The organism is Streptomyces sp. NPDC000878, assembly GCF_053599695.1.
On sequence record NZ_JBSFMT010000027.1, the window covers coordinates 93,936 to 119,954 of the forward strand.

General features: G+C 70.6%; 24 protein-coding genes. 18 read left to right on the plus strand and 6 right to left on the minus strand.

Annotation, left to right across the window (positions count from 1 at the left end; genetic code table 11):
- The first annotated feature begins 32 nt into the window (after positions 1-32).
- From ACWDR4_RS24160 to ACWDR4_RS24175, 4 genes are read left to right on the plus strand one after another with little or no spacing between them, the layout of a single operon-like run.
- Positions 33-797: an enoyl-CoA hydratase family protein gene (locus ACWDR4_RS24160; RefSeq protein WP_450411497.1), complete on the plus strand. Its 765-nt coding sequence runs from the start codon at positions 33-35 to the stop codon at positions 795-797.
- 3 nt (positions 798-800) lie between these two features.
- Entirely contained in the window at positions 801-1,997 is a 1,197-nt protein-coding gene (locus tag ACWDR4_RS24165; RefSeq protein WP_450411498.1) for an acyl-CoA dehydrogenase family protein, read from the plus strand.
- A 9-nt stretch (positions 1,998-2,006) separates the two neighbouring features.
- A complete protein-coding gene (locus ACWDR4_RS24170) occupies positions 2,007-3,071 on the plus strand; it encodes an acyl-CoA dehydrogenase family protein (protein ID WP_450411500.1) in 1,065 nt (354 codons plus the stop codon).
- Positions 3,068-3,949, plus strand: a complete 882-nt coding sequence (locus tag ACWDR4_RS24175) for an SDR family oxidoreductase (protein ID WP_450411502.1) — start codon at positions 3,068-3,070, stop codon at positions 3,947-3,949. The genes ACWDR4_RS24170 and ACWDR4_RS24175 overlap by 4 nt, the downstream gene beginning before the upstream one ends.
- A gap of 394 nt (positions 3,950-4,343) precedes the next feature.
- Here ACWDR4_RS24175 and ACWDR4_RS24180 read toward each other — a convergent pair whose 3' ends face one another.
- The gene (locus ACWDR4_RS24180; RefSeq protein WP_450411504.1) at positions 4,344-4,850 is read right to left on the minus strand and encodes a MarR family transcriptional regulator; all 507 of its coding nucleotides are present in this window, start codon (positions 4,848-4,850) and stop codon (positions 4,344-4,346) included.
- Positions 4,851-4,952: 102 nt separating this feature from the next.
- Between ACWDR4_RS24180 and ACWDR4_RS24185 the strand changes: the two genes are divergently transcribed.
- Positions 4,953-5,336: a hypothetical protein gene (locus ACWDR4_RS24185; RefSeq protein WP_450411506.1), complete on the plus strand. Its 384-nt coding sequence runs from the start codon at positions 4,953-4,955 to the stop codon at positions 5,334-5,336.
- A 91-nt stretch (positions 5,337-5,427) separates the two neighbouring features.
- On the opposite strand, the gene ACWDR4_RS24190 is transcribed toward ACWDR4_RS24185, so the two are convergent.
- Both ACWDR4_RS24190 and ACWDR4_RS24195 read right to left on the minus strand, forming a co-directional pair.
- Complete coding sequence (locus ACWDR4_RS24190) at positions 5,428-6,837, minus strand: cytochrome P450 (RefSeq protein ID WP_450411508.1); 1,410 nt, start codon at positions 6,835-6,837, stop codon at positions 5,428-5,430.
- A gap of 202 nt (positions 6,838-7,039) precedes the next feature.
- Positions 7,040-8,146 (minus strand): NAD(P)/FAD-dependent oxidoreductase, encoded by a 1,107-nt coding sequence (locus ACWDR4_RS24195; protein ID WP_450411510.1) that lies wholly within the window; start codon positions 8,144-8,146, stop codon positions 7,040-7,042.
- Between the two features lie 197 nt (positions 8,147-8,343).
- Here ACWDR4_RS24195 and ACWDR4_RS24200 point away from each other — a divergent pair, with 197 nt between their 5' ends.
- The 12 genes from ACWDR4_RS24200 to ACWDR4_RS24255 all read left to right on the plus strand — a co-directional run bounded on the left by ACWDR4_RS24200 (position 8,344) and on the right by ACWDR4_RS24255 (position 20,942).
- Positions 8,344-9,324 (plus strand): NADPH:quinone reductase, encoded by a 981-nt coding sequence (locus ACWDR4_RS24200; RefSeq protein WP_450411512.1) that lies wholly within the window; start codon positions 8,344-8,346, stop codon positions 9,322-9,324.
- 139 nt (positions 9,325-9,463) lie between these two features.
- Complete coding sequence (locus ACWDR4_RS24205; protein ID WP_450411514.1) at positions 9,464-10,063, plus strand: acyltransferase; 600 nt, start codon at positions 9,464-9,466, stop codon at positions 10,061-10,063.
- A 275-nt stretch (positions 10,064-10,338) separates the two neighbouring features.
- Complete coding sequence (locus ACWDR4_RS24210) at positions 10,339-11,505, plus strand: hypothetical protein (protein WP_450411516.1); 1,167 nt, start codon at positions 10,339-10,341, stop codon at positions 11,503-11,505.
- Complete coding sequence (locus ACWDR4_RS24215) at positions 11,502-12,272, plus strand: WecB/TagA/CpsF family glycosyltransferase (RefSeq protein WP_450411518.1); 771 nt, start codon at positions 11,502-11,504, stop codon at positions 12,270-12,272. The genes ACWDR4_RS24210 and ACWDR4_RS24215 overlap by 4 nt, the downstream gene beginning before the upstream one ends.
- Complete coding sequence (locus ACWDR4_RS24220; RefSeq protein ID WP_450411520.1) at positions 12,272-13,531, plus strand: nucleotide sugar dehydrogenase; 1,260 nt, start codon at positions 12,272-12,274, stop codon at positions 13,529-13,531. Before ACWDR4_RS24215 ends, ACWDR4_RS24220 begins: the two co-directional genes overlap by 1 nt.
- Before the next feature lie 3 nt (positions 13,532-13,534).
- Complete coding sequence (gene wecB / locus ACWDR4_RS24225) at positions 13,535-14,665, plus strand: non-hydrolyzing UDP-N-acetylglucosamine 2-epimerase (protein ID WP_450411522.1); 1,131 nt, start codon at positions 13,535-13,537, stop codon at positions 14,663-14,665.
- Positions 14,666-14,731: 66 nt separating this feature from the next.
- Positions 14,732-15,664, plus strand: a complete 933-nt coding sequence (locus ACWDR4_RS24230; protein ID WP_450411523.1) for a chain length determinant protein — start codon at positions 14,732-14,734, stop codon at positions 15,662-15,664.
- Positions 15,627-17,180: an oligosaccharide flippase family protein gene (locus ACWDR4_RS24235; RefSeq protein ID WP_450411525.1), complete on the plus strand. Its 1,554-nt coding sequence runs from the start codon at positions 15,627-15,629 to the stop codon at positions 17,178-17,180. The genes ACWDR4_RS24230 and ACWDR4_RS24235 overlap by 38 nt, the downstream gene beginning before the upstream one ends.
- A 5-nt stretch (positions 17,181-17,185) precedes the next feature.
- A complete protein-coding gene (locus tag ACWDR4_RS24240) occupies positions 17,186-18,331 on the plus strand; it encodes a hypothetical protein (RefSeq protein ID WP_450411527.1) in 1,146 nt (381 codons plus the stop codon).
- Positions 18,328-19,200 carry a glycosyltransferase family 2 protein gene (locus ACWDR4_RS24245; protein WP_450411529.1) on the plus strand — a complete coding sequence of 291 codons (873 nt, stop codon included), beginning with the start codon at positions 18,328-18,330 and terminating at the stop codon, positions 19,198-19,200. The genes ACWDR4_RS24240 and ACWDR4_RS24245 overlap by 4 nt, the downstream gene beginning before the upstream one ends.
- A gap of 87 nt (positions 19,201-19,287) precedes the next feature.
- Positions 19,288-19,965 carry a class I SAM-dependent methyltransferase gene (locus ACWDR4_RS24250; RefSeq protein ID WP_450411530.1) on the plus strand — a complete coding sequence of 226 codons (678 nt, stop codon included), beginning with the start codon at positions 19,288-19,290 and terminating at the stop codon, positions 19,963-19,965.
- Positions 19,959-20,942 (plus strand): class I SAM-dependent methyltransferase, encoded by a 984-nt coding sequence (locus tag ACWDR4_RS24255; protein ID WP_450411532.1) that lies wholly within the window; start codon positions 19,959-19,961, stop codon positions 20,940-20,942. The genes ACWDR4_RS24250 and ACWDR4_RS24255 overlap by 7 nt, the downstream gene beginning before the upstream one ends.
- A 99-nt stretch (positions 20,943-21,041) precedes the next feature.
- Here the strand turns inward: ACWDR4_RS24255 and ACWDR4_RS24260 are convergent, their stop codons facing one another.
- Positions 21,042-21,941: a glycosyltransferase family 2 protein gene (locus ACWDR4_RS24260; RefSeq protein ID WP_450411534.1), complete on the minus strand. Its 900-nt coding sequence runs from the start codon at positions 21,939-21,941 to the stop codon at positions 21,042-21,044.
- Entirely contained in the window at positions 21,938-24,004 is a 2,067-nt protein-coding gene (locus ACWDR4_RS24265) for an O-antigen ligase family protein (RefSeq protein ID WP_450411536.1), read from the minus strand. The genes ACWDR4_RS24260 and ACWDR4_RS24265 overlap by 4 nt, the downstream gene beginning before the upstream one ends.
- Before the next feature lie 125 nt (positions 24,005-24,129).
- Here ACWDR4_RS24265 and ACWDR4_RS24270 point away from each other — a divergent pair, with 125 nt between their 5' ends.
- A complete protein-coding gene (locus tag ACWDR4_RS24270) occupies positions 24,130-24,801 on the plus strand; it encodes a hypothetical protein (RefSeq protein ID WP_450411538.1) in 672 nt (223 codons plus the stop codon).
- Positions 24,802-24,842: 41 nt separating this feature from the next.
- Here the strand turns inward: ACWDR4_RS24270 and ACWDR4_RS24275 are convergent, their stop codons facing one another.
- Positions 24,843-25,889, minus strand: a complete 1,047-nt coding sequence (locus tag ACWDR4_RS24275) for a glycosyltransferase family 2 protein (protein ID WP_450411540.1) — start codon at positions 25,887-25,889, stop codon at positions 24,843-24,845.
- Between the last annotated feature and the right edge of the window lie 130 nt (positions 25,890-26,019).

Below are 26,019 nucleotides of genomic sequence, written 5' to 3' on the forward strand. Positions count from 1 at the left end.
ACGGGAACGGTGACCAGGACGGGAGAGTGCGCATGGGCACGGAAATCATCAGGGCCACCGTCGACGAGCGCGGTGTCGCCGAGGTGGTCGTCGACTGTCCGCCGGTCAACGCCCTCCCGGTGGCGGGCTGGTGGCAGCTGGCGGAGACGCTCGAACAGCTCGGTCGCGATCCGGACGTACGGGTGGTGCTACTGCGCGCCGAGGGCCGCGGTTTCAACGCCGGTGTGGACGTCAAGGAGTTGCAGGCCGACACCGGCCACGCCGCGCTCATCGGGGCGAACCGTGGCTGCTTCGCCGCCTTCGCCGCGGTCTACGACTGTGCGGTGCCGGTCGTCACTGCGGTCCACGGCTTCTGTCTCGGCGGCGGGATCGGGTTGGTCGGCAACTCGGACGTGATCGTCGCGGCCGAGGACGCCTACTTCGGGCTGCCGGAGGTGGACCGGGGCGCGCTGGGCGCCGCGACGCACCTCTCCCGTCTCGTCCCGCAGCACCGGGCCAGGGCGATGATGTACACCTGCGCCACCGCGTCCGCCGCCGAACTGCATGCCTTCGGCTCGGTGTTCGACGTCGTACCTGCCGACGGCCTCCGAGACCGGGCCCTGGAGGTCGCGGCCGACATCGCCGGGAAGAACCCGACGGTGATCCGCGCCGCCAAGGAGGCCTTCAACGGCATCGACCTCTGGGACGTCAAGCGCAGCTACCGCTACGAACAGGGCTTCACCTTCGAGATCAACCTCTCGGGCGTCGCCGCCGAGGTCCGCGACCCCTTCGGCGGGCGCCCGGACGGGGAGGGGTGAGCCATGGACCTCACCTGGAGCCCGGAGGAGCAGGCGTTCCGGCAGGAGGTGCGGGAGTGGCTCGCGGCGAACGTGCCGCGGAACCCGCTCCCGTCGGGTGACACCCGCGAGGGGTTCGCCGCCCATCTGGAGTGGGAACGGGCGCTGTTCGAGGCCCGTTGGTCGGTGGTGTCCTGGCCCGAGGCGTACGGCGGGCGGGACGCGTCGTTGTGGCAGTGGCTGGTGTTCGAGGACGAGTACCACCGGGCCGGGGCGCCCGCCCGGGTCACCCAGAACGGCATCTTCCTGCTGGCCCCGACGGTCTTCGCGTTCGGTACGGAGGAGCAACAGCGACGCATCCTGCCGAGGATGGCCGCCGCCCAGGACCTGTGGGCGCAGGGCTGGTCCGAGTCCGGCGCGGGCAGCGACCTCGCCGCGATCCGCAGCCGGGCGGTCCGTGATGAGAAGGCCGGAGGCTGGCGGTTGACCGGCCAGAAGACGTGGACGACCCGTGGCGCCTTCTGCACCCACCTGTTCGGTCTGTTCCGCACGGACCCGGAGGCGGAGCGCCACCGAGGGCTCACGTACTTCCTCGTCTCGCTGGACGCGCCCGGTGTCACAGTGCGCGGGTTCGAACGCCTCGACGGTGACGAGGGGTTCGCGGAGGTCTTCCTCGACGACGTCCTCGTGCTCGACGCCGATGTGCTGGGCGGGGTCGGGGAGGGCTGGCGGGTGGCGATGGCGACGACCGGGTCCGAGCGCGGGCTGACACTGCGCTCCCCCGGCCGCTTCCTGCACACCGCCGAGCGACTGCTCGACCTGGCGCGGGCGAAGGGGGCGGGGATGCGGGCGGGGACGGAAGCGGGGGCGGGTGCGGGGCCGGGGATGGAGGCGGGGGTGCGTGCGGGTGCGCTTCGGGACCGGGTCGTGCAGTCGTGGATCGAGGCGCAGGCGTACGAGCTGTTCACCCTGGAGCAGGTCACCTCGATCGTCGAGGGGCGGCCGGTCGGCGCGGAGTCCAGCCTGAACAAGCTGTTCTGGTCCCAGCTCGACATCGCCCTGCACGAGACGGCGGCCGAACTGCTCGGCCCCGAGGCCGAGCTGGACGGGCCTTGGAGCCGAGGTTTCCTCTTCTCTCTGGCGGGCCCCATCTACGCCGGCACCAACGAGATCCAGCGCAACATCGTCGCCGAGCGGCTGCTCGGCCTGCCGAGGAGGTGACCGGAAGCGATGCGCTTCGCCGTAGCGGAACGGGACACGGCTCTCGCCGAGGCGGCCGGTGAGGTGCTGGCCAAGCAGGCCGGCGCCGAGCAGATCCGGGCGGGGTGGCCGGGGGGCCGGGTGGAGGCCGTGGACGCGGTGTGGCGGACTCTCGCGGGGGTCGGTGTCACCGGTGCGCTGGTCCCCGAGGGTTCGGAGGGTTCGGAGAGTTCCGACGGCCTCGGGCTCGGGCTCGACGAGAACGCGATTCCGCCGCTGATGGAGACCCTCGGCCGCAGCGGCCTGCCGGTACCGGCCGCCGAGACGGTGGCCGTCGGCGCCCCGCTGCTCGCCGGAGCGGGCTCCCCTCAACTCCCGTCCGTGCTAAGGGGATCGGCGCTGCTCACGGTGTCGCTCACCCCGGGCTCCCCGGTCCCCTTCGCCGCACGGGCCGACCTGATCGCCGTACCCGTCGGCGACGGGCTGCGCCTGTACAGGCGCGACGAGGTGGAGTTGGAGCCGGTCGACTCGGTGGACGGCTCCCGGCGGCTGGCCCGGGTCAACGCCCCGGCGGGCGGCGGGCAGTTGCTGGCCGAGGGGCCCACCGAACTGGCCGTCGCCTACCGGCACGGGGTGCTGGCCACGGCCGCGCTACTGATCGGGCTCGGCGAGCGGATGCTCGAACTGACGGTGGCTCATGTCCGGGAGCGCCAGCAGTTCGGCGTGCCGGTCGGCTCGTTCCAGGCGGTCAAACACGCCCTGGCCGATGTGGAGTTGGCGCTGCGATTCGCCCGGCCGGCGGTCCTCGCAGCGGGCTGGGCGCAGACGGCCGGGGATACGGAGGCCGCCGTACGGACGTCGATGGCAAAGGTGCTCGCGTCGGACGCGGCCCGCAAGACGGCCCGTACGGCGATCCAGTGCCACGGCGCCATGGGCTACACCACGGAGTACGACCTCCATCTGTACGCCAAACGGGCCTGGGCACTGGCCACGGACTGGGGCGGGCCCGCGCAGCACCGGGAGTTCATCGCGCGGCAGCTCGGACTCGGCATCGCCAGTGAAAGAAGTGAAGGAAGCGAAGGAGCAGCCACGTGAGCGGTATCTGTCGGGACCGGGTCGTCGTCGTCACCGGCGCGGGGCAGGGCCTGGGGCGTGAGCATGCGCTCGCGCTGGCGGCCGAGGGGGCCCGGGTCGTGGTCAACGATCTGGGCGAGGCGGCGAAGGCGGTGGCCGAGGAGATCGGGGCGGCCGGGGGTACCGCTGTCGCGGACCTGGGTGACGTCAGCGACTGGGGGTACGCGGAGCGGCTGATCGGGCGGGCCGTCGGCGAGTTCGGCGCACTGCACGCGCTGGTGAACAACGCGGGCATCAATCGTGACCGGATGCTGGTCTCCATGACCGAGGCCGACTGGGACCTGGTCCTGAAGGTCGACCTCAAGGGACATGCGGCGCCGTTGCGTCACGCCGCCGCGTACTGGCGGGAGTTGAGCAAACAGGGCCGGCTGGTCGACGCCCGGGTCGTCAACACCACCTCGGGCGCCGGGCTGCTGGGCAGCGTCGGCCAGGGCAACTACGGCGCCGCGAAGGCGGGTATCGCGGCGCTCACCGTGATCGCCGCCGCCGAACTGGCCCGGTACGGCGTCACAGTGAACGCCATCGCCCCCTCCGCCCGCACCCCGATGACCGAGGCGGTCACGGCCTTCGCCGAGCAGATGCGCGCCCCGGAGTCCGGCTTCGACGCCCCGCACCCCGGCAATGTCTCCCCGCTGGTGGTGTGGCTGGCCTCGGCCGAGTCGGGTGACGTCACCGGGCGCGTCTTCGAGGCCGAGGGCGGCACGATCGCCGTCGCCGACGGCTGGCAGCACGGTCCTCGGCGGATACGCGACCGCCGCTGGTCCCCCGGCGAGATCGGCCCGGCGGTACGCGAGTTGCTCACCGAAGTGGCCTCGCCCGCGCCGGTGTACGGAGCCTGAGCGCGGCCTGCGGGTGCGCGGCCCTGGGCGGCGCTCTGCCGGCCGGGACGCCTGCCCGCGTGCGCGGCGGCCAGCGTACTCGGGGCTGGTGTGCGCGGGGCTGGTGCGCTCAGGGTTGGTGCGCGCGGGCTGGTGTGCGTGGAGAGTTCGACCCAACCCCTCCTGCGGCGCCGACAGATCCCGGTCGGCGCCCCCAACGCAGTCATCCACCGGTCGTTCGGCGGCCCAGCGCCCCGGCGGCCAGGGCCTGTCCGCCCCCGCCCCGTCACCGCGACCGCGACCTCCCGACACGCGACACCCCGGTGGTCGCGGTCGGCCCCGCGCCAGACACCCCCTGCCGTGGGCGGCGATGCTCGACAGCCCGCCATGGCGCCCTTGCGGGCGGGGCTTCGGCTCAGCCCGGTTCCTCGCCACTCACCGCGGCTTCATACGCGAGCAGTGTGTCGACGAAGATCTGCCGCTGATCCGGTGTCAGAGGAGCCAGCGCCTTGCGCCATGCGGTCGCGCCCGGCGCGAGCCAGGAGGTGATCGCGGGTTGTTGGTCGGCCGCGATGCCGATGATCCGTCGGCGCCGGTCCGCCTCGTCCTCGCGCCGCTCCAGGATTCCCTGCCGACTCAGGTCGCCGACCAGCAGGCTCACCGTCGTGGGGGCGACCTGGAGTCGAGCGGCCAGCTCGTTCACGGTCATCGGCCCGTCGAAGAGCAGGTAGGAGAGCAGGGAGAGGTGACGCGGCGCCAGCGAGAAGGATCGCAGCGCCTCGGGCACGGGAATCTTCTTGACCCGGCCCACCATCCGGGGCATGAGCAGCAGCAGGGCCCTGACGGTGTCATCGACTCCGGTCTCGTCGCTCCCGTCGCTCTGGTCACTCTGGCCGGCTTCGTGCGCCCTGGGTGTTGACATCGCACACCCCTCCCCACTTACCTTTGACCCCAAAGACATTTAGCTTTGCCCACAAAGCCAATTCTCTTCATGGTACCTACCAACGCGAACGGAGATTCCACCATGCCGCACTTCACCGTGCACATCCGCGAAGGAGCCCTCGACGGGACGGTCGAACCGAAGCTGATCAGCGCTTTAACGGACGCGGTCGGCGCCGTCTACGGCGAGGACTTCCGCCGCCTGGTCGGGGTGGACCTGATCGGCATCCCCCAGCACCGCCGGGGCATCGGCGGCGTCCCCGCCGAGATCGACGCCCCGCTCGTCACCCTCAGCATGCGCGAGGCCGCTTATCACCTGCCGGCGATCCCGGACGCTCCCGCCCGCCTGGTCGCCACCACCACCGACGCACTGGTCGGCGTCCTTGGCGAGGACATCCGCAAGCAGATCATCGTGACGATCGTCGGCGTCCCGGACGGCCGCACGGGGATCGCCGGCACGGTGGCCTGACGCAAGTGCGTGGACGTACGTGTGTGGGCCAGGACTTCCGGTCCCGGCCCACGCACCACGCACTCCGGTGAACCGACGCCGGCGCCCCGACTCACCGGCCCGTGCGGATCAGCCCCGTCAGATACCGCCACAGCGACGACCGCTGCCGGGCCGACGGATCCGGCAGATCCGACTCCGACTCCGTCGACGGCGTCGACTGGTCGTACGCCAGTCGTCGCTCGGGAGCCACCGGGGCGAGTTCGTACCGCACCGGCAGTGACCGCAGGCCGCGCATGAACGGCGAGGAGCGCCACGGCAGTTGGTCGACCGGGAGCGCGAGGTCCAGGTGAGTGAAGCGCTCGAAGAGCCGGTCCACTCCGACCGCCGCGACCGTCGACGCGAGTTCGCGCGCCGGGCACTGGCGTGGGCCCGCGCCCCAGGACAGATGTGCCCGGGTGCTGACCGTGGTGCTCGGGCACACGTTCTTGGCGAAGAGCGGGTCGGCGTGGGCCGCCGCAGCGGAGACCCACACCGGGTCGCCCGCCCGGATCGTGTAGTTGCCCAGCGGAGTGTCCCTGGCCGCGAAGCGGGGCACGAAGTTGACCAGCGGCGGCTTGCGCATGACCACCCGGTTCATGGTCTCCTTCACCATCCCGGCGGACAGACTGGCACGCACGCTGCCCTCGCCCGAGATGACCTCGACCACCGTGTTGGATATGAGGATCCCGACATGGTCGGAGGTCATCCCCAGCAGCATGAACAGCTCGCGCGCCAGTTCGTCGATCGAGAGCCCTGGGTGCGCGGCCAGCAGGTACGACGGGAAGTCGTCCCCGGGCTTGTCCAGTTTCGCCGCCGCCAGTTCGGCCAGCGTCGCCAGCAGCCGCTCCAGGGCGGGCTCCGCGTCCGGACCGGCGTCCAGTACCCGCCACATGTCCATCAGCGCGTCGTCGCCCTGTGAACCGGGGATACCGAGCAGATGGCTGGCCACCATGAGCGGCAGCGGCCGGGAGAACTGGGCGGAGAGGTCGGCGAGGCCCGTACTGCCGCCCTGTCCCATGAGGGTGATCAGTTCGTCGGCGTAGGCGGTGACGGCCCGCTTCAGCCGCCTCGCCTGGGGGTGGCCGGGATCCTGGAACGGCTTCAGCGCGATGTCCCACGCCGCCCGCAACGGCCGGTATCCGGGGCCGCCCTGGATCAGCACATGGTTGACCTCAAGGGACGGTCCGAGCGGCCAGTCGGACGGCACGCGGCCCTCCGAGCGGGCCCGCCAGTTCTCCAGCCCCTTCGGCCAGCCGTCGTCGTCCTGGAGGACCTGGAGCGACTCCTGGTAGCCCAGGACCAGCCAGGCGGGTACGCCCAGCAGGTCGACCGGTGCGACCGGGCCGTGCCGCTGCCTCAGCCGTTCGTACACGAGCGAGGGCCGCGTCTCGTAGTCCCTGGTCAGCAACGGTTCAGGTGACATCTCCTCCAACCGTGCGCCGTCCAGGTCCACGGATCCGCCGTCGCCCCACTGGGATTCCATCGTCGCGTCGCCCCTCCAACACTCCCCGTACCGGCTTACGTTCAGCCGGTAGTTGGAAACGCTGGGGACCATACCGCAGTGCGTACGGCGCGGTAACAAGGGGGGCGCAATCCACAGTCGCGACCCCACCGGACTCACAGGTTCCGCCAGTCCCACCGATTCCGCCGATCCCGGCGGAGGCGCCGTCGCCGCGCGTGGGGTCTCAGGCCGCCGTGTAGCCGAGCTGGCGCCTCATGTAGGGCGTCATGAGGGTCTTGGCCTTGGCCAGGGTGGCGGTGCGTCCGCCGAGGACCGCGGTCTCGCCGCCGGGCACGGGCACCATGGTCACTCCGTCGGCGGAGCCGAACGGCACGACGAGCGGGGTGCGGTGGATCGGCCGGTAGAAGCGGGGCTGTCGGCGGTGTCTGCCCGAACTCTGAAGGTAGGAGCGGATGTTGTGGACGGCGAGGTCCGCCTGGGCGAGCGCGACGGGGGTGATCTTGAGTTCGCTGACGTCGTTGACGTCCCCGACCGCGAACACGTCCGGCCGTCCCTCGACCCGGAGCGTCCGGTCGACCTTCACATGCCCGGAGGCGTTCAGCCAGTCGCTGTGCCCGGCCATGCGCAGCCAGAAGGTGTTGGGGGTGGTGCCCGTGGCCCAGAAGGAGCGGTCGGCGGCGATGATGTTCCCATGCGCGTCGCGATAGGTGCCGAAGTCGTTGCCGGGCGACATGAAGGAGTCGAGCCGTACCTCCACGTCGTGGGCCTCCAGCCAGGCGCGGGCCTTGCGTCCGGCCCGTTCGCTGCCCGTGGCGTGCAGCAGCGCCGGCCCGGAGTGGGCGAGGGTGACCCGGGCGTCCGGCCGGGCCAGGCGGATCTCGGCGCTCAGCTCGACACCGGAGGGCCCGCCGCCGACGACGAGGACATGATCCGCGGCGGCGATCTGCCTCTGGTGCCCGGCGAACGACTCGGCCGCCTCCTCGACGGTGGTGCCGGTGAAGCGGGCCGGTTCGGGGTAGTCGGCGCCGGTGGCGATCACCACCACGTCGTACGGGAGGCGCTCGCCCGTGGCCAGCACCACCTCCCGCTCGGCGGTCTCGACCCGGACCGCCTTGCCCACGGCGACACGGCCGTGGCGCAGCAGCCGGTCGTACGGAATGAACGGAGCGACCGTCCACTCCGGGTGCACGCCGGCCCGCAGGGAGGCAATACGGTGGAAGAAGACCTCCTTGCGATCCACCAGTGTGACCCGCGCCGTCTCGTCCAACCGTCTCGCCAGCCGTACGCCGGCATAGCCGCCGCCGATCACCACTACGTCGCCGTCACGCACGCCGGGTCTCCTGTGCCTGGTGGGGGGAGCGAGCACCGCGCGGTGGGTGGACTCCGGCGGCCACTCGACTGCCCCGAGCGTAGCGCTTGAAACTTAAAGATCCGATGTGTTTCTGTGTGCATTCCGTGAAGCAGTGCGGGGCGCCCCCGCCCGGCAACTTCTGGATCCCCGCCCCGTAAGACTCTGGAGGTACGTCCATGCTGGCTTCCTGGTACGACGAACAGGGCCCCGCCGCCGACGTCCTGCACGTCGGCGAGCTTCCCGACCCCGCGCCCGGACCCGGCGAGGTCCGTGTCCGTGTGACCGTCTCCGGCATCAACCCCGGCGACACCAAGAAGCGGCGCGGCTGGCTCGGTTCCTCGATGCCCTACCCCCGTGTGATCCCGCACAGCGACGCCGCCGGAGTCATCGACCAGGTCGGCGACGGGGTCGACGCCCGCCGCGTGGGGCAGCGGGTATGGGTCCACGGCGCCCAGTCCTACCGCGCGTCCGGCACCGCCGCCCAGTACACCGTCGTACCCGACCAGCAGGCCGTCCGGCTGCCCGACCACCTCGGGGACGAACTCGGCGCGAGCCTCGGCATCCCCGGAATCACCGCCCACCGCGCGGTGTTCGCGGACGGCCCGGTCGACGGGAGGCTCGTCCTCGTGCACGGGGTGCTCGGCGGCGTCGGCTCCATCGCCGCCCAACTCGCCCACTGGGGCGGGGCCATTGTCATCGGCACCGTCCGCCGCGGCGGCGACCTGGACCAGGTGGACCCGGCCGTCGTCTCCCACGCCGTCGCCCTGGACACCGCCGACCCGGCCGCAGCCATCCGCGCGTACGCGCCCGGCGGCGTGCACCGCGTCGTCGAGGTCTCCCTGTCCGCCAACGCCGACCTCGACAACGCCGTCACCGCACCCGATGCCGTCATCGCCGCCTACGGCACCCACACCGACCGCACCGAACTCCCCTTCTGGCCCCTGCTGTTCAACAACATCACCTTGCGCCTGCTCGGCAGCGACGACTTCCCCGCCGCCGCCAAACGCCAGGCCGCCCGCGACCTCACCGCGGCGGCAGCGGTCGGCGCCCTCACCGTCGACATCGGCGACCGCTACCCACTCACCGACATCGCCAAGGCCCACGACCGGGTCGACGCGGGCGGACGAGGCCGGGTGCTGATCACCGTCGCCAACTGACAGGCAGCAAACGTTCACATTTGAGCTCTCCCGCACCCGAGTTCGGCGTACATATGGTGATCTCGTGAAAGCACCTTTGTCGTCTCCACGAGACTCCACGACTCTCGACGAGCCTCGACGAACAGAAGGGTTCAACCAGGTGAGCTTCAGAGTCCAGCCGACCGCTCAGGTCGACGAGGCGGCCACGGTCGGCGACGGAACGACGGTCTGGGATCTGGCCCAGATCCGCGAGGACGCCCGGCTGGGCACCGGATGCATCGTGGGCCGGGGGGCGTATGTCGGCCCCGGGGTGCGGATCGGCGACAACGTGAAGCTCCAGAACTATGCACTCGTGTACGAACCCGCGGTGCTCGAGGACGGGGTGTTCGTCGGCCCGGCGGCGGTCCTCACCAACGACTACTTCCCCCGATCGGTCGACCCACAGGGCAAGTTGAAGCGCGGCGACGACTGGGAAGCCGTGGCCGTGGTGGTCGCCGAGGGGGCGTCGCTGGGGGCCCGTTCGGTGTGTGTGGCGCCGGTGCGCGTCGGCCGTTGGGCGCTGGTCGCGGCGGGTGCCGTGGTGACCCGGGACGTGCCGGACTTCGCGCTCGTGGTCGGTGTTCCGGCGCGCCGGATCGGCTGGGTCGGCCGGGCCGGCGTACGGCTGGTCGAACGGGAAGGCGAGCCGGGCGTGTGGGAGTGCCCCGAGACAGGCGGGCTGTTCGACGAGAAGGACGGCGAACTCATGGAGCGCGCATGACGCCTGTTTCCCATGTTTCCCACAAAACGCAAATCTTCGAACATCCTCAGGCATAACATGTGTGCGAACTATGCAGACCTAGCACAATGAGCACACGAAACCAGTGCCCAGGGGGGGTTACCGGGTAGGGACAGTTGTGCCTGAAGCGAGGAGCCAGGACCGCTCCGACGCGTGATGTCTGACGTCTGCCTTCCGCCGTGCGGCCCTTGGCGCCGCGGCGATCACCAGGCTGTTCAAAAGCAGAGGACCCACAGGGGGGTTGGTGTGCCCAAACGATGACCACAACACGTCTGGCGGCGCTCGGTCGTGACGAGCCGCCGCTGCTCCCGCTCGCCCAACGGCTCCTCGCCGTCGCCGAGTCGGGGCTCCCGTCGATGCTGCTCCCCGGCGGTGAGGCCTTCGTCTTCACACTGTCCGGGCGGCAAACTCCCGGCGGTTCCTGGACGTTGGAGCGGCGCGGGATCAGCACCCGGTACGCGGCCATCACCGTGCTGGGTGCCCGCTTTCTCCCCGAGGACCGTCAGCACGCGGTGCTCGGCGGGCACACGGCCCAGGAGTTCACGGGTCTGCTCGTCGAGTCGCTGCCCGCGGTGACCAACCTCGGTGACGCGGCGCTCATCGCCTGGGCCGCCGCCGAGACCGAGCACCCCAAACTCTCCGACGCCCTCGCACGGGTCGACGCCCTGGACGAGGAGGACCGGCCGCAGTACACCGTGGAGGCGGCCTGGGTGCTGTCGGCCCTCGCGGCGGCTCGCGGCACGGTCGACGTGGAGAGACGTTTCTCCGCAGCTCGCGACCGGCTGCTGCGGGCCCGGATCGGCGACAGCCCGCTGTTCCCGCACGCCACCGGGCCCGGTCTGGTGCCCTGGTACCGGTCACATGTGAGCTGCTTCGCCGACCAGACGTACCCGCTCCAGGCCCTGGCCCGCGCACACGCCAGCGACGACCGGGGCGGCGACCCGGAGGCGCTGGCCGCGTCCGAGGCGTGCGCGGCGCGCATCTGCGGGCTGCAGGGCGACGGCGGGCAGTGGTGGTGGCACTACGACGCGCGCACCGGCGGTGTCGTCGAGGGCTACCCGGTCTACAGCGTCCACCAGCACGCGATGGCGCCGACCGCCCTCTTCGACCTGACCGACGCCGGCGGCAGCGACTTCGGCGCGGCGATCCGCAAGGGCCTGCGCTGGATGACCGACGTACCCGAACTGGCCGCCGGGCACGAGGAGTCGATGATCCGCGAGGAACTCGGCGTCACCTGGCGCAAGGTCTACCGGGGCGACCCGAAGAAGGCCGTACGCGCCGCCCGGGGCCTCGGGACCCGCCTCGCTCCGAACCTCCGGCTGAAGTCCCTGGACCGGGTGTACCGCCCCCTGTCCGTGGACCGCGAATGCCGTCCGTACGAGTTCGGTTGGATGCTGCACGCCTGGCAGGGGGGACGGATATGAGCGAGCGCCAGACTCTGTTCGGGGTCGAGCTGGACCCGCTGACCATGGACGAGACCGTCGAGCGCTGCCTCGAAGCGGTGCGGGACGGCAGGCAGTTGGAGATCGGCGTCGTCAACGCCGCCAAGCTGGTGAACATGCGGCGGGACCCGCGCCTCGCGGACGCCGTGTCCGGCTGTGACCTCGTGCTCGCCGACGGACAGGCCGTGGTCTGGGCGAGCCTGATCCTGCGCGCCCCGCTGCCGGAACGGGTGGCCGGTATCGACCTGTTCCTGCGGCTGCTGGCCGAGGCGGAGTCTGCGGGCATGTCGGTGTACTTCCTCGGAGCCAAGGAGGAGGTGCTGGAGGAGATGCTGCGCCGAGTCGCCGACCGCTTCCCCGGGCTGAAGGTGGCGGGCAGCCGCAACGGCTACTTCGACGACTCCCAGCAGAAGGCCATCGCGGGCGATATCGCGGACAGCGGCGCCCAGATGCTCTTCCTTGGCATGACCTCGCCGAAAAAGGAGATCTTCACCGCCGCGTACGGCGCCCGCACCGGCGCCCGCGTCGTCCATGGAGTCGGCGGCTCCTTCGACATCCTCGCCGGGATCACCAAGCGGGCCCCCGAGTCCTGGCAGCGGTGGGGGGTCGAGTGGCTCTACCGCGCGCTGCAGGAACCGCGCCGCCTGGGCCGCCGCTACCTCACCACCAACGCGGCCTTCGTCCTCATGACGGCGCGGGAGCTGATCCGGCTCACCCCGTCGCCCGCTTCCGCGAACAGGAGCAACTGATGCGCGTCGTCGTGGTCGGACAGGGATACGTCGGCCTGCCGCTGGCCATCCGCGCCGCCGAGGTCGGACACGAGGTGATCGGGTACGACGTCGACTCCCGGCGGGTCAAGAGCCTCGCCGCGGGTGAGTCCTTCGTCGAGGACGTCTCCTCCGAGCGGATCCGGGCGGCGCTGGACGCCGGCTCGTACCGCCCGAGCGAGTCGGCGCGCGACTGCGGCGGTTTCGACATCGCCGTGGTGACCGTGCCGACCCCGCTGTACGAGGGCACTCCCGACCTCCGTTACATCAAGGAGTCGGCGGTGGCCCTGGCCCGCTATCTGCGCCCCGGGGCCACGGTCGTCCTGGAGTCGACCACGTATCCCGGTACCACCCAGGAGCTGTTCGCGCCGATCCTGGAGGACGGCTCGGGGCTGACCGCGGGCACCGACTTCCACCTCGGGTACAGCCCGGAGCGGATCGATCCCGGAAACGCCGTCTGGGGCTTCAAGGAGACCCCAAAGGTCGTCTCCGGCGTCAACGAGGCGTCCCTCAAGGCAGTTCAGGACTTCTACGCCCAACTCGTCGACACGACCGTGCCGGTGAGTTCGCCCAAGGAGGCCGAACTCGCCAAGCTCCTGGAGAACACCTTCCGGCATGTGAACATCGCGCTGGTCAACGAGATCGCGATGTTCGCCCACCACCTGGACATCGACGTCTGGCAGGCCATCGACGCCGCCTCCACCAAACCCTTCGGCTTCATGAGGTTCACGCCCGGTCCTGGCGTCGGCGGCCACTGCCTGCCCATCGACCCCTCGTACCTGTCGTGGCGCGTGCAGCGTGAACTCGGCCAGAGCTTCCGCTTCGTGGAGCTGGCCAACGACATCAACAACCACATGCCCGAGTACGTGGCGAGACGCATCAGCGACCTGTTCAACGAGAGACGCCGGTCCGTGAACGGCTCGCGCATCCTGCTGCTCGGTCTGGCGTACAAGAAGAACACGGGTGACGCCCGCGAGTCGCCCGCCCTGCGCATCGCCCAACTCCTGCTCGACATGGGCGCCCAGGTCAGGGCGGCGGACCCGCACGTCGTCGAGAGCCTGCCGGTGGACACCCGGCTGGTGCGGGTCGAACCGGTGCCGGAGGAGCTGTCGGCCGCCGATGTGGTGGTCCTGCTCACCGACCACGACAGCTTCGACTACGAACTCGTCGCCGAACACGCCCCCTTCGTCCTCGACTGCCGTCGTCGGCTGTCGTCGGGATCCACTGTCGAGGTGCTCTGACCCATGCGAGTCGTCTGCGTCGCCGGGGCCCGCCCCAACTACATGAAGATCAAGCCGGTGATGGACGCCCTGGAACACCGGGGCGCCGAGGTGGTCCTCGTCCACACCGGTCAGCACTACGACCCGGCCATGAACGACGTGTTCTTCGCCGACCTCGGCATCCGTCCGCCCGACCGCTTCCTCGGGGTCGGTTCGGGCTCCCACGCCGAGCAGACCGGACGCGTGATGACCGCGTTCGAGCCGCTGCTCGGCGAGGTGGCCCCGGACATCGTCGTCGTGGTCGGCGACATCAACTCCACGCTGGCCTGCGCCCTGGTCACCGCCAAGGCGGGCCCGCTGCTCGCCCACGTCGAGGCCGGGCTGCGCAGCCGCGACTGGAGCATGCCGGAGGAGGTCAACCGCGTCGCCACCGACCGGGTCAGCGACTATCTGCTGGCCCCCTCCCCCGACGCCGCCGAGAACCTGCGCGCGGAGGGCTACCGGGACGACCAGATCCACCTGGTCGGCAACGTCATGATCGACACGCTGCTGGCCAACCTGGAGCGGGCCAGGGCCTCGGACGTCCTGAACGAACACGGCCTGACCAAGGGCGAGTTCGGCCTGGTCACCCTCCACCGGCCCGCCAATGTGGACGATCCTGCAGTCCTCTCCGGGCTCCTGAAGGCCCTGGGCGAGATCGCCGGCCGCCTCCCGCTCGTGCTGCCCGTGCATCCGCGGGCCGCGGACAAGCTGGCCGAGATCGGAGTCCCCGGCGGCATCCGGCTCGTACCGCCCGCCGGATACCTGGACTTCATCGCCCTCCAGGACTCCGCCCGGGTCGTGCTGACCGACTCCGGTGGCATCCAGGAGGAGACCACCGCGCTCGGCGTGCCGTGTGTGACGCTGCGGGACAACACCGAGCGGCCGATCACCGTCGAGCAGGGCACCAATGTGCTGGCCGGCCGGGATCCGGAGCGGATCGTGTCCACCGTGCACCGGGTGCTGGACGCTCCGCCCGCGCCGCGCCGGCCCGAGCTGTGGGACGGCCGGGCGAGCGACCGTATCGCCGATGTGCTGTTGGCGGGAGGCACGGCGAGCAGCCGGCCGAGACCGACCGACCAGCCGAGACCCGAGGATCGAACGTTCCCCATATGATCCGCTTGAAATACACGCTCGTCGAACGTTTGGTCGCAGAACGTTTGGTTGCAAGGGGGGACCGCCATGGATCTCGCTGAGATCTTCCGGGTCATGCGCAGGCGCTGGTACGTCCTGCTGCCCGGACTGCTGCTGACCGGCGGTCTGATCGCCGCCGTGGTGGTGCTGGTCCCGGTCACCTACCAGTCGCAGAGCACGGTGGTCCTTCTCAACTCCGAGAAGGCCACCCGCGCCTACGACGGCAACCCCTTCCTCAGCACCCAGACCTCGCTCACCGGCATGGCCGACAGCCTGGCCCGCAACCTCAACTCCGACGCCTCCGTCCGGGAACTCAAGTCCCGTGGTGCCACCGGTACGTTCGAGGCCAAGCTCGCCGACAACGCCCAGGGGCCGCTGATGTGGCTCACCGTCACCGGCACCGACAAGGCCGTCGTCCTGGCCTCGGACCGCATCCTGACCTCGTACGCCAAGGACCGGCTGGAGCAGTTCCAGGAACAGCAGTCGGTCGCCCCGCAGGCCATGATCCGGCTGACGACGATCGTGGCCCCGCAGCCTCCGGTGGCACAGACCAAGACCCGGCTCCAGTACATGATCATGGCCGGGGGTCTGGGTCTGGTCCTGAGCCTGGCCGCCGTCTTCTACGTGGAGGCGCGCCGCCGGTCACACCCCCCGGCGCGACCGGAAGAGCCCGCGGAGCCGGTCGACACCCCCGAGTCCACGACCGGTTCAACGGATTCAGCTGAATCAGCTGAATCAGCCAATCCAACGGATTCGACCGATTCCGCCGTCGCCGCCCCCCGGTCGGTGTCGGAGGAGTCGGTCGCGGAACAGACGATCGCTCTGCGCACACCGCCCGCCTGGGCGCGGTCCGCCGGGAACAGGTCAGCCGCGGAGCCGAGGGCGGGACGGCCCGCCGTGGCCGTGGCCCCCGCCGCCGAGCCGCTCGACGAGGAGCCGACCAGTGGACAGCGTTCGCACACCGGACAGCGGGACCGCTGAGCCTGGCGACTCCCCCGCTCCTGCGGCTGCCGTCTCCCTCGGCGGGAAGGTCCGTTCGGCGGCCCGTTGGAGTCTGATCAACACCGTTGTCATGCGCCTGGGCAACTTCGCGACCGGCATCGTGCTGGCACGTTTCGCCCTGGGCCCCGCGGAATGGGGCGTGTACGGCATCGCTCAGACCGTCCTGCTGGTCCTGCTGTCCGCGAACGAGCTGGGCGTGGGCCTGGCCATCGTGCGCTGGGAAGGGGACGCACGGCGGTTCGCGCCGACCGTACTGACCCTCAGCGCCCTCTCCAGCGGCCTGCTGTACGTGGCGCTGTTCGCGGCGGCGCCAACGGTGGCGAGTCTGCTCGGCTCGCCGGACGCCACGGGCGTACTGCGGGTGATGTGCCTCTGCGTGGTGATCGACGGGGTGGCGCAGGTGCCCGCCAACTTCCTCACCCGGGAGTTCGCGCAGGGCAAGCGGATGATCATCGACGCGCTCAACTTCCTGGTCAGCACCTCGGTGACGCTGCTGCTGGCCTTCGAGGGCTGGGGCGCGATGAGCTTCGCCGTGGGAGCCGTCGCGGGCAACGTCGTGACACTGATCGGCTGCTGGCTGGCCGCACCCGGCACCCTGAAGTTCGGCTGGAACCCCGAACAGGCCCGGGCGCTGCTCCGGTTCGGGCTTCCGCTGGCGGGGGCGAGCATGCTGGCCCTCGCGGTGGTCAACGTCGACACCATGGTGGTGGGCGCGACCCTGGGCAATGTCGCCCTGGGCTTCTACGTCCTCGCCTTCAACATCTCCGGCTGGCCCGTGCGGATCATCTCCGAGGCGGCCCGCCGGGTCTCCTTCGCCGGCTTCTCCCGTCTGGCGGACTCACCGCAGGCGCTCGCCCAGGGCTTCAGCCGCGCCCTGGGCGTGGTGGTCACGGGCACCGTCCCGGCGTGCGTCCTGCTGGCCGGCCTCGCGGGTCCTGCCGTCCAGCTGATCTACGGGAGTGACTGGGCGCCCGCCGCCGCGGCACTGCCCTGGCTGATGGCCCTGGGCCTGATCCGGATCGGCAGCGAACTCGCGTACGACTGTCTGGTCGCGATCGGACAGCGCAGGTCGCTCTTCCTGGTGCAGGGTCTGTGGCTGGTCGCCCTGATCCCGGTGCTCCTCGTCGGCGCCCGGACGAACGGCATCGTCGGAGCCTCGCAGGCCCATGTCCTGGTCGCCGGCGGCCTGGTGGTGCCCGTCTTCCTGGTCGCCCTGAGCCGTGGCGGCATCGGGGTCGGCCTGATCGCGAGGGCCTGTGCGTGGCCCTTCCTCGGCGGGGCCGTGATGGCCGTGATCGTCGTCGGCCTGAAGCACCTGCTCGGCGACGGCACGCTCGCACTCCTCGCCATCAGCACCGTCGCCCTGGCCGGTTACGCGCTGTGCGTCCTGCCCAGCCGCGACTTCCTGCGCGGTGTCGGGCGCGGCGACCGGCCCCACGGCGGCCCGCCCGGGTCCGCCGCACCTGTCCGGCCCACCCAACAGGACTTGAGGTGAACCTGATGTCACCGCACATCAGCCGGAACTCCCTCGCGGGACTGCTGCTCGCGGCCCTGCTGACGGTCCTGGGCGTGGCCTGCTCGGGATCGTCGGACGGCTCCGCGTCGGCGGACTGCCCGGACGACGCGCCGACCTGCCGTACGAGCGGGCCCCCGGCGTCACCGAGCACCGGCCCGCCGACGACACCCGGTCCGTCGACCGCGACCAGTGGGGCGACGGACCGCCCCACCGCCTCGCCGTCCCCGACGCAGAAGCCCACCCCGACAGGCAAGCCCACCGCGACAGCGGGCACCGGCAGTGCGTCCGGCGCACCCGCGGCGAGGACCGACTGCGCGTCCCCCGGCGACTGCGGCTTCCCCGACGCCGACACCACTGGCCCGCGGACCGCCCTCAAGCCCCACAAGGCCGGGTACTGGGCCATCCGTACCGACGGGCTCGTCATCCGGGGCCAGGACATCACCGGCTCGCTGGACATCTACGCGAACAACGTCACCGTCATCGACACGAAGATCACCTCGGACAACTGGTGGGGCATCAACCTGCGTCCCGGATTCAGCGGTCTGAAGGTCCTGCACTCGGAGATCACGGCCGTGCCCGGCAAGGGTCCTGACAACGGCGGCGTGGACTACGCGGTGTCGAACATGGGCGGCAGTTCCATCGAGGTCGGCTGGTGCGACGTCTCGGTGTTCGGCGACGCCCTGTCCATGGGGCAGGGGAACCTGCACGACAACTACGTGCACGACATCGAGCCGTTCATCAACCTGGGCGGCGAGTGGCAGCACACCAACACGGTGATCAGCGGCGGCGGCAACACCGGGCATCTGATCATCCGCCACAACACCCTGCTGAACCCGACCAGCCTCAAGCAGGGTGCCTCGGGCAGCATCGGCCTGTTCGCGGACACCGGGGTGGTCCGCAACGTCACCGTGGACAACAACTGGGTGGCCGGGGGCGCGTACGCCCTCTACGGCGGCAGCACCGGCGCCACCGGGATCAGGGTCACCGACAACATCTTCTCCACGGAGTACCACCCCGCGTCCGGTGGATACGGAGTGGTCGCCCACTGGAACGCGGGCGGCGCCGGGAACGTGTGGCGGAACAACCGCATGTCCGACGGCCGTCTGATCACGCCGGAGCCCGCCTCGTGAGCGGCGTCGGCGTCGTGACGCGCCGGGTCGCGCGGGCGCCCTGGACGCTGCTCAAGTCGGTGTTCGGCTGGCTGGTGCTGTTCGAGGCCAGGAACAAGGTCCTGCTGGCCCCCGGCGCGGTACGGCTGCGCCGGTTCGAGGACGCCGAGACCCGACGGCTGGCCGGTGTCCTGCCATCGCCGCCCTCGGCGCTGGTCGCCACGGTGATCGCCACCCACCGGCGTCCCGAGGCGCTGTGTGCGGCGGTTCGCTCGGCCCTGGACCAGACCGTCCGCGGCCAGGTCGTGATCGTGGTCGACGACGGGGCAGGGCTGCCCGAACTCCCGGACGATCCCCGGCTGTTCGCTGTCTCGCTGGCCCACAACACCGGTGTGGCAGGTGTCGTGCGCAATGTGGGCATCCGGCTCACCCGGTCGCGGTATGTGGCGTTCCTGGACGACGACAACCTGTGGGAACCGGACCATCTGGAACGGGCGTTGGCGGTGCTGGAGGCCTCCGAGGGTGCCGATGAGTCCGGGAGTTCCGATGGGTCCGGGGGTTCCGATGGGTCCGACAGGCCCGACGGCGTCTACACGGCACTGCGCCGTGTCCTGCCCGACGGCAGCGAGCAGGACGTCCTGTCGGTGCCCTATGACCGGCGGCGCGCCGCCCGCGAGGCCTTCCTGGACACCAACGCCTTTGTCGCCCGCCGCAATCGCTCCCTGTACTTCAGCCGGCTGCGCCGGACACCGGAGGTGCTGCCCCGGGAGGACTGGGAGCTGATCCGGCGGTACGGGCGTCGGCACCGGGTGCTGCATCTGCCGTATCCCACCGTCCGGTACCTGATGAACCCGGCCAGCTTCTACACCCAATGGCGACAGCCCAGTTGAGGCTCTCCTGCTTCCTTGAGGCTTTCCTGCTTCCTTTGAGGATTGCCTGCTCCCTCTATTCCGCTCCGACCACAGGTGGTTGATCCCGTGACCCGATCCCGCGCCCTCAGGAACAAGTTCGTCGACGCGCCCGGTTCGCTGGGTGAACGCATGCGCATCGCCCGCTGGGAGCGGTTCCGGCGCTGCTTCCCCGGCATCGAGAACATGAGCGTCGTGGACCTGGGCGGCACGGCCGAGATGTGGCTGCGGGCACCGGTGCGCGCCAAGCACGTCCACCTGATCAACCTGGCGGAGCATCCCGCCGGACTGCCCGACTGGATCACGGCGGAGGTCGCCGACGTCACCGACGCGGAGGTCGCCGCCGAGCTGAGTGCCAAGGGCGGCTACGACCTGGTGTTCTCCAACTCGACCATCGAGCACGTGGGTGGGCACAGCCAGCGCCGGAAGTTCGTCGCCGCCGTCGAGCAACTGGCGCCGCTTCACTGGATCCAGACGCCGTACCGCTACTTCCCCGTCGAGCCGCACTTCGTGGCGCCCGGCTTCCAGTTCCTGCCGTTGGCCGCGAGGGCTCGTCTTGTGCGGCGTTGGCCGCTGGTCCACAGCCGTCCCGACAGTCCCGAGTCGGCGATGGACGCGGTGATCAACATCGAACTGCTCACCCGTACCGAAATGCGCTACCTGTTCCCCGGATCGGCCCTTCTCAGCGAGCGGGTGCTCGGCGCCCCGAAGTCGCTCATAGCCGTAAGAACGGAGCCAGCATGCTGAACAACCTCATCAACAGACACGACGCGGACCGCCTGTTGCGCAAGGTACGGCGGCTCGAACTCGACCCGGTGCTCGCCAAGTTGCGGGTGCGCGGCGGTGCGCGGGTGGTCCAGCACTGGTCCCAGGTGGACCCGTCGCTGACCGAGTGGTGGGCGATACCGGCGGTCGTCAAGCGGTGGAACCTGCTGATGACCGGCGACGCGGACACCTCCTTTCCCGAGTACGTGGCCGCCGAGCACTTCGCGCCGCGTACCGATCTGCGTGGCCTGTCGCTGGGATGCGGCACCGGCGGGAACGAGTTGCTCTGGGCGAGGACCGGTGCGTTCAGGTTGTTGGAGGGCGTGGATGTGGCGCAGCAGCGGATCGACTTCGCGACCCGCGCCGCCGCCGAGAACGGCCTCGCCGACGTGCTGCGTTTCCGGGTCACCGACGTGAATCAGATGGCTGCCGACGGGGAGCGCTTCGATGTGCTGCTGGGGCTGCAGTCGCTGCACCACTTCGACAGCCTCGACGAGACGTTGCCCCGGCTGTCGGGGCTGATCTCGCCCGGCGGGACGTTCGTCGTCGACGAGTTCGTCGGGCCCACGCGGTTTCAGTGGACCGATGGTCAACTGGCGGCGGCGAACGAGTTGTTGGCTCAGCTGCCCGAGGAGCGGCGGCGGCTGCCCGACGGGCGGGTCAAGCGGCGTGTCGTTCGGCCCAGCAGGCTGTCCATGGTGCTGGACGATCCGTCGGAGGCGGTGGATGCGGCGGCGTTGCTGCCTGGTCTGCGGCGGCATTTCGATGTCGTGGAGGAACGGCCGTACGGGGGGACGGTGTTGCACATCGCGTTCTCTGGGATCGCGCACAACTTCCTTGACCAGGAGGCCGAGACGGTGGCTTTGCTGGAGCGGTGTTTTGCTGCGGAGGACGCGGTGCTGGCTGATGTCGGGCATGATTTTGTGGCGATGGTTTGTCGGCCTCGGACTGCCGACTAGGGGGGGTACCACGCTGGGTTGTCGGTCGGCTGTAGCGCCGTTGTGGCTGGTCGCGCAGTTCCCCGCGCCCCTTAACCACGCCCCTGTGGACGCTCGTTGTTACGGGCCCGGCGTTTTGTGTAGGGCGCCCCGTCTCGCCAGGGCTGCTGCTGCCGCTCGGGCCGCCGGGCGGCCCAGCGCCGCTCGTGAGGTTTCTCGGAGGAGGACGGCCGCGCGGAACGCGGCCGTCGCGACGGGGCCGTGTCGTTTGCTGTACAGGCGGACTCTGTTGAGGATGAGGAGGGTCCATAGGCGGGGGGACACCTGGGAGTCGCCGCCCAGGTGTACGGCCTGGGCTGTTGGTTCTAGCTGGGTGGCGTAGCCCCGGTCCCGTGCGCGTAGGCAGTACTCGGTCTCCTCCGAGTAGAGGAAGAAGGACTCGTCCCACGGACCGCACGTGGTCAGGCAGTCCCGCGATATCGCCATGAGTGCGCCGGTCGCCCAGTCCGCGCGCGTCGGCTGTCGATACGCGGCGGGGTCCGTGACCAGCTCGCTCAGACGCGGAAAGCGCCCGGCCCTCGTGTTGCCGATCACCGCCTCACCCAGGGCCCGGAGCACACTCGACTCGCGGCGCAGTGAGTGGTGGGGCGTGTCCTTGCCCTCGTCGTACAGAAGGGGTACGGCTATTCCGACCCCGTCACCGAGGCTGTCGACGAGGCGTTTGGCGCAGCCCTCCCGCATGCGGATGTCGGGGTTGCAGATGAGGGCGGCGCCGTGCTCGCCGGCCGCGCCCAGCGCCGCGTTCACCCCGGCCGCGTACCCGGCGTTGCGGCCTGTCTGGACGACCGTGGCGTCCGGGGCCAACTCTCGCAACACCTCCACCGTGTCGTCGGCCGAGGCGTTGTCCGCGACGACCAGCCGCCAGTCGAGGCCTGCCATGCCCTCGGGGAGTGCGGCCAGGAAGCCCGGTAGTACGGCGGCGCTGTTCCAGGTGACGACGATGACGGCGACGGGGCTCATCGGGACTCCACGAGTTGGGGGAGCTTGGCTTCGGTTTCGGATGTCCTACGGCCTTCGGGGGCGGGGACTTCAGTCGCGACCGTCGCCCCTGCCGCTGCCGCTTCTGCCGCCTCCCGGCGGATGAAGCCCAGGTAGCTGCCACCCGCCCCCAGGGTCAGGAAGAACATCCCGGCGTACATGGGGAAGCTCAGCGCGTCGAAGGTGGCGCTGATGACCAGGGCGACCAGTGCGGAGGCGAGGAACGCCTGGCCCAGTTCCCGGTCCGAGTCCGTGCGGGCGAGTCTGCGGATGGCGCCGCCGGTGTGGATCCCGGTGACGAACAGGGCGAACAGGGCGACGAGGCCCACGATGCCCATCTCGGCGAGGGTCAGCATGTACTGGTTGTCCGTGAAGAAGTACAGGTCGGGGGTGAAGGTCCCGAACCCCCGACCGAACCAGGGGCGTTCCTCGAAGTAGGGGACGATCGCGCTGTACTTCACGGTGCGCGCCTGGGTGCTGCTGTCGGAGTTGGACAGGAAGCTGGCGAACAGGTTGGTGATGGTTCCGATCAGCCCGGGAATGATCACCTTGAAGCCGGCCACCGACCCCAGGATGATCCCGATCGCGGCCCAGCGGCGCTGCGGCTTCCAGCGGGGCACCATCACCAGGATCACGATGAGGGCGCCGATGATGGACGTCCTGGACACCGTCAGCGGCAGCGCGCCCGCCATGATCGCCACCGGGGCCCAGCGGCGCAGGGCGCCGGCGTGACGGCGTACCGGATCGAACGCCTGGTGGACAGCGAACGGGACGAGGATGGCCAGCATCCCGCCGAACTCCAGTGGGTGGGACGTGGTGGAGCGCGGCCGGGTGAAGGAGCCGCGGTCCATGACGCTGACCCCGGCGGTGCTCGACTGCAGACCGGGGATGTGGATGGAGTCGGCGACGTTGGTCGCGGCGAAGAAGTCGTAGTAGCCGATCAGCGCGACCACCGTGCCCAGGACGACGAGCCGGCGCATCAGGGTCTCCAGCCGGCCGCGCTCCTGGATGCCCGCCGACACCAGCACCACCAGCGCCACCCACACCCCGAGCCCGATGAGCCCCCGGTCGGCCCCGAGGACCTCCGCGTGCGAGCTGTCGCGGGTCGCGTCCGCGACGTACGACAGGAGCACCGCCACGGCGAGCACGCACATCGCGACGCGCGGCAGCCTGGTGCCCTCGGCCGGGCGGATCCGGCCGCCGAGCCAGGTCGCGAGGTACCAGAGAAGTCCCAGCAGGGCGAAGACGTTGGCCGGGGTGCCGACGCCGCCCAGCGCGGGCAGGGTGAGGTTCGACGGGACGAAGAAGGCCAGCACCAGATAGCCGGTGAGGATCGTCGTGGCGTCCAGGCGTCGGGTCAGCAGACCTCTGGGGGCGCGCTCGGGGGGCTCGGCGCGATGGCGGCGGGGAAGGTATCCCGCCTGGGCGCGGCCCCGGCGGCGGACCACCGCGACGCCCTCGGCCAGGATGGACAGCAGGAACGCGCTGACCATGCCGACGATGAGGACTGCCGCGATGTTCTGGTAGCGGGCCTTCGACTCCGAGACCGGTGTCTGGGGAAGAACGACCGGCGTGGCCTGCACGAAGTAGTCCGCCGGTACCTTCGAGGCGGCTTGCAGGGCCTTGAGCTGCTCCGCGGTGAACTTGGTGAGGGTGGTGGTCTCCCGCAGCACCTTCGCCCGGTCGGTGCCGGTGACGCTCAGGGTGAGCAGCGGGCTGTCGGCCTCCGGGGCGAAACCGGCCGTGTACCGGTCCGTGACGCCCCGGGAGCGCAACTCCTTGGCCGAGTCGCTCGACTGGAGCGCCCTGATCAGCACGTCGGCCGTGACGACCAGTGAACCGCCCGCGTTCGAGATGGGGTTGCCGAAGGTCGGCGCCAGATCGGAGACCGCCGTGGAGTCGAGCAGGGTGACGGAACTCTGCGACTGGTAGGACACCGGGATGGTCCGGTACAGGTATCCGCCCGTGAGCAGACTGAGCACGGTGAGGGGCACCATGAAGTACCAGCGCCTGCACATGATCGCCCAGAGGTCGCCAAGGCTCATGAGTACTCCCCCCGGCCCGGTGCTGCGGTACCGGAGGTCCGGGCTCGGGCACAGCATAGGCCTCGTGATGTGGTGGCGATCCGCCCCGGGGCCTGCGAGGATCGGGGCCGACGGAAGGAATCCCTGTGTCGCCTCGTGACGTCGCCGAAGCGCTGCTCCGCCGCTGGTACGTGTTGGTGCTCGCGCTCCTGCTGACGGCCGCCGGGGCCTATCCGGTGATCCGCCCGGCCCCGCAGTATCTGAGTTCCGCGGTGGTCGTCCTCAAGCCGCCGGTGACGGGGAACCAGCCGAACCAGCTGACGAATCTCCAGCCGCCGCTCGCCACTCTCTCGTACGGCGTCATCCAGCAGCTCGAATCGCCCACCGGGCGCAAGGAGTTGACGTCCGCCGGGGTCCACGGGACGTACCAGCTGATCCCCCGCAACAGCGGCACCAGCGCGACGCCCGCCTATCTCATCCCCTCGTTGCAGGTGCAGGCACGGGCGGGCAGCCCCGACGAGGCCAACACGGCGGTCCGCCGGATCATCGACGTCTACGCCGAGCACGTGTCGGACCTCCAGGCCGCGCAGGACATCTCGGCGGGGGCCCGGATCAGTTCCTCCGTCCTGGTCGCCCCGAGCGCCGCCCAGGTGCAGGGCACCAAGAGCCGCGCCCTGGCCGGTACGGCTCTGCTGGGCGGGACCGTCGCGATCCTGGGCGCGCTGTGGTTCGACCAGTACGCGCTGCGCCGCAGGAACAGGAAGGGCTCCTCCCCGGACCCGCGCCGTCACGCGGGTGCGGTGCCCGTGGCCAACTGAGCGGGGCACCGACACCGCGTACCGCGTGGAGCGTTCGCGCATCAGATGCCGCGACGCTTCCAGGACCGCCACCACAGCCACTCCCGCCCGCGGTCGACCACGGCCGACCACACCAGCGGCTGGAGGTACGGCATCAGGCCCGCGCCGATGCGTTGGCGCCGGTACAGCGCCTGGTACTCGGGGAGGGAAGTGAAGCCGGGGCGGCACTCGGCGGCGAAGGCGACGAGGTCGTCGACCGGGACGACGTCGGTGCGGCCCCGGTCGTAGGCGCGGTAGGCGCGCCGCAGGGCGTAGCGGGCGAGCCGGGTGTGCACCAGGTCGGCCAACTGCTCGGCCTGCGGGAGCAGATCGGCGCACTTGGCGAGGACGGAGTCGAAGGCGACCAGGCGCTGACGGAGGTCGTCGAGCTGTCCGCCGAAGTCGGTGGTGGACATGTTCTTGCCGTGGACGCGGTAGAAGGCCTGGTCGGCGCCGCTGATGTAGCCGACGTCGGCGCGGGCGGCGAGCCGCATCCACATCTCGATGTCGCCGGCGTGCGGCAGTGCGGGGTCGTAGCCGCCGACCTCGCGCTGGAGGCTGGTGCGGACGACGACCTCGGGCGAGGTGATGCAGCCGGTGCCCTCGCGGAAGCGGCGCTCCAGCCACCAGTGCCCGGGGTAGACCACCGAACCGGTGCTCTGCGTACGGGCCTTGGGCAGCGGGCCGCCGTGCTGGAAGCGCAGCGGGCGGCCGTAGGCGAAGCCCGCCTCGGGGTGGGCGTCGAGGAGTGCGGCGGCGCGTACGAGTGCGCCGGGGACCAGCCGGTCGTCGGCGGACAGGAGTGCGACGTAGTCGCCGTCGGCCCACTCCAGGAGGCCCTCGTTGTAGGTGGCGATGTGCCCCTTGTTGGTCTCGTGGACGCGGACCTCGATACGCGGGTCGGCGGCGGCCAGCTTGTGCGCGATCTCCGCCGAGTCGTCGGGCGAGGCGTCGTCGATGATGAGTACCCGGACGTCAACGCCGTCCTGCTCGTCCAGGACGCTGCTCACGCAGTCGGCGAGGAAATGGCCGTACTTGTAGCAGGGGATGACAACACTGACGGTGCTCATCGGTGGGAAGGCCAATCCCCGGCGGTGGCCTCCCGCGCGTGTGCGGGCACCGAGGCCGCGCGTTTCGCCCGGTCAGGATCGCCCATCGTCGCGTGGATCTCGGTGTCGATGACGCCCGGGGCCACGGCGT

What these genes read in the sequence shown, in the direction of transcription:
- ACWDR4_RS24240 (WP_450411527.1), top strand. Translation starts at nt 17,186, where the DNA reads ATGTCACCGCACATCAGCCGGAACTCCCTCGCGGGACTGCTGCTCGCG.
- ACWDR4_RS24265 (WP_450411536.1), bottom strand. Translation starts at nt 24,004, where the DNA reads ATGAGCCTTGGCGACCTCTGGGCGATCATGTGCAGGCGCTGGTACTTC.
- wecB (WP_450411522.1), top strand. Translation starts at nt 13,535, where the DNA reads ATGCGAGTCGTCTGCGTCGCCGGGGCCCGCCCCAACTACATGAAGATC.
- ACWDR4_RS24180 (WP_450411504.1), bottom strand. Translation starts at nt 4,850, where the DNA reads ATGTCAACACCCAGGGCGCACGAAGCCGGCCAGAGTGACCAGAGCGAC.
- ACWDR4_RS24275 (WP_450411540.1), bottom strand. Translation starts at nt 25,889, where the DNA reads ATGAGCACCGTCAGTGTTGTCATCCCCTGCTACAAGTACGGCCATTTC.
- ACWDR4_RS24260 (WP_450411534.1), bottom strand. Translation starts at nt 21,941, where the DNA reads ATGAGCCCCGTCGCCGTCATCGTCGTCACCTGGAACAGCGCCGCCGTA.
- ACWDR4_RS24200 (WP_450411512.1), top strand. Translation starts at nt 8,344, where the DNA reads ATGCTGGCTTCCTGGTACGACGAACAGGGCCCCGCCGCCGACGTCCTG.
- ACWDR4_RS24165 (WP_450411498.1), top strand. Translation starts at nt 801, where the DNA reads ATGGACCTCACCTGGAGCCCGGAGGAGCAGGCGTTCCGGCAGGAGGTG.
- ACWDR4_RS24220 (WP_450411520.1), top strand. Translation starts at nt 12,272, where the DNA reads ATGCGCGTCGTCGTGGTCGGACAGGGATACGTCGGCCTGCCGCTGGCC.
- ACWDR4_RS24215 (WP_450411518.1), top strand. Translation starts at nt 11,502, where the DNA reads ATGAGCGAGCGCCAGACTCTGTTCGGGGTCGAGCTGGACCCGCTGACC.
- ACWDR4_RS24210 (WP_450411516.1), top strand. Translation starts at nt 10,339, where the DNA reads ATGACCACAACACGTCTGGCGGCGCTCGGTCGTGACGAGCCGCCGCTG.
- ACWDR4_RS24255 (WP_450411532.1), top strand. Translation starts at nt 19,959, where the DNA reads ATGCTGAACAACCTCATCAACAGACACGACGCGGACCGCCTGTTGCGC.
- ACWDR4_RS24230 (WP_450411523.1), top strand. Translation starts at nt 14,732, where the DNA reads ATGGATCTCGCTGAGATCTTCCGGGTCATGCGCAGGCGCTGGTACGTC.
- ACWDR4_RS24185 (WP_450411506.1), top strand. Translation starts at nt 4,953, where the DNA reads ATGCCGCACTTCACCGTGCACATCCGCGAAGGAGCCCTCGACGGGACG.
- ACWDR4_RS24170 (WP_450411500.1), top strand. Translation starts at nt 2,007, where the DNA reads ATGCGCTTCGCCGTAGCGGAACGGGACACGGCTCTCGCCGAGGCGGCC.
- ACWDR4_RS24190 (WP_450411508.1), bottom strand. Translation starts at nt 6,837, where the DNA reads ATGGAATCCCAGTGGGGCGACGGCGGATCCGTGGACCTGGACGGCGCA.
- ACWDR4_RS24160 (WP_450411497.1), top strand. Translation starts at nt 33, where the DNA reads ATGGGCACGGAAATCATCAGGGCCACCGTCGACGAGCGCGGTGTCGCC.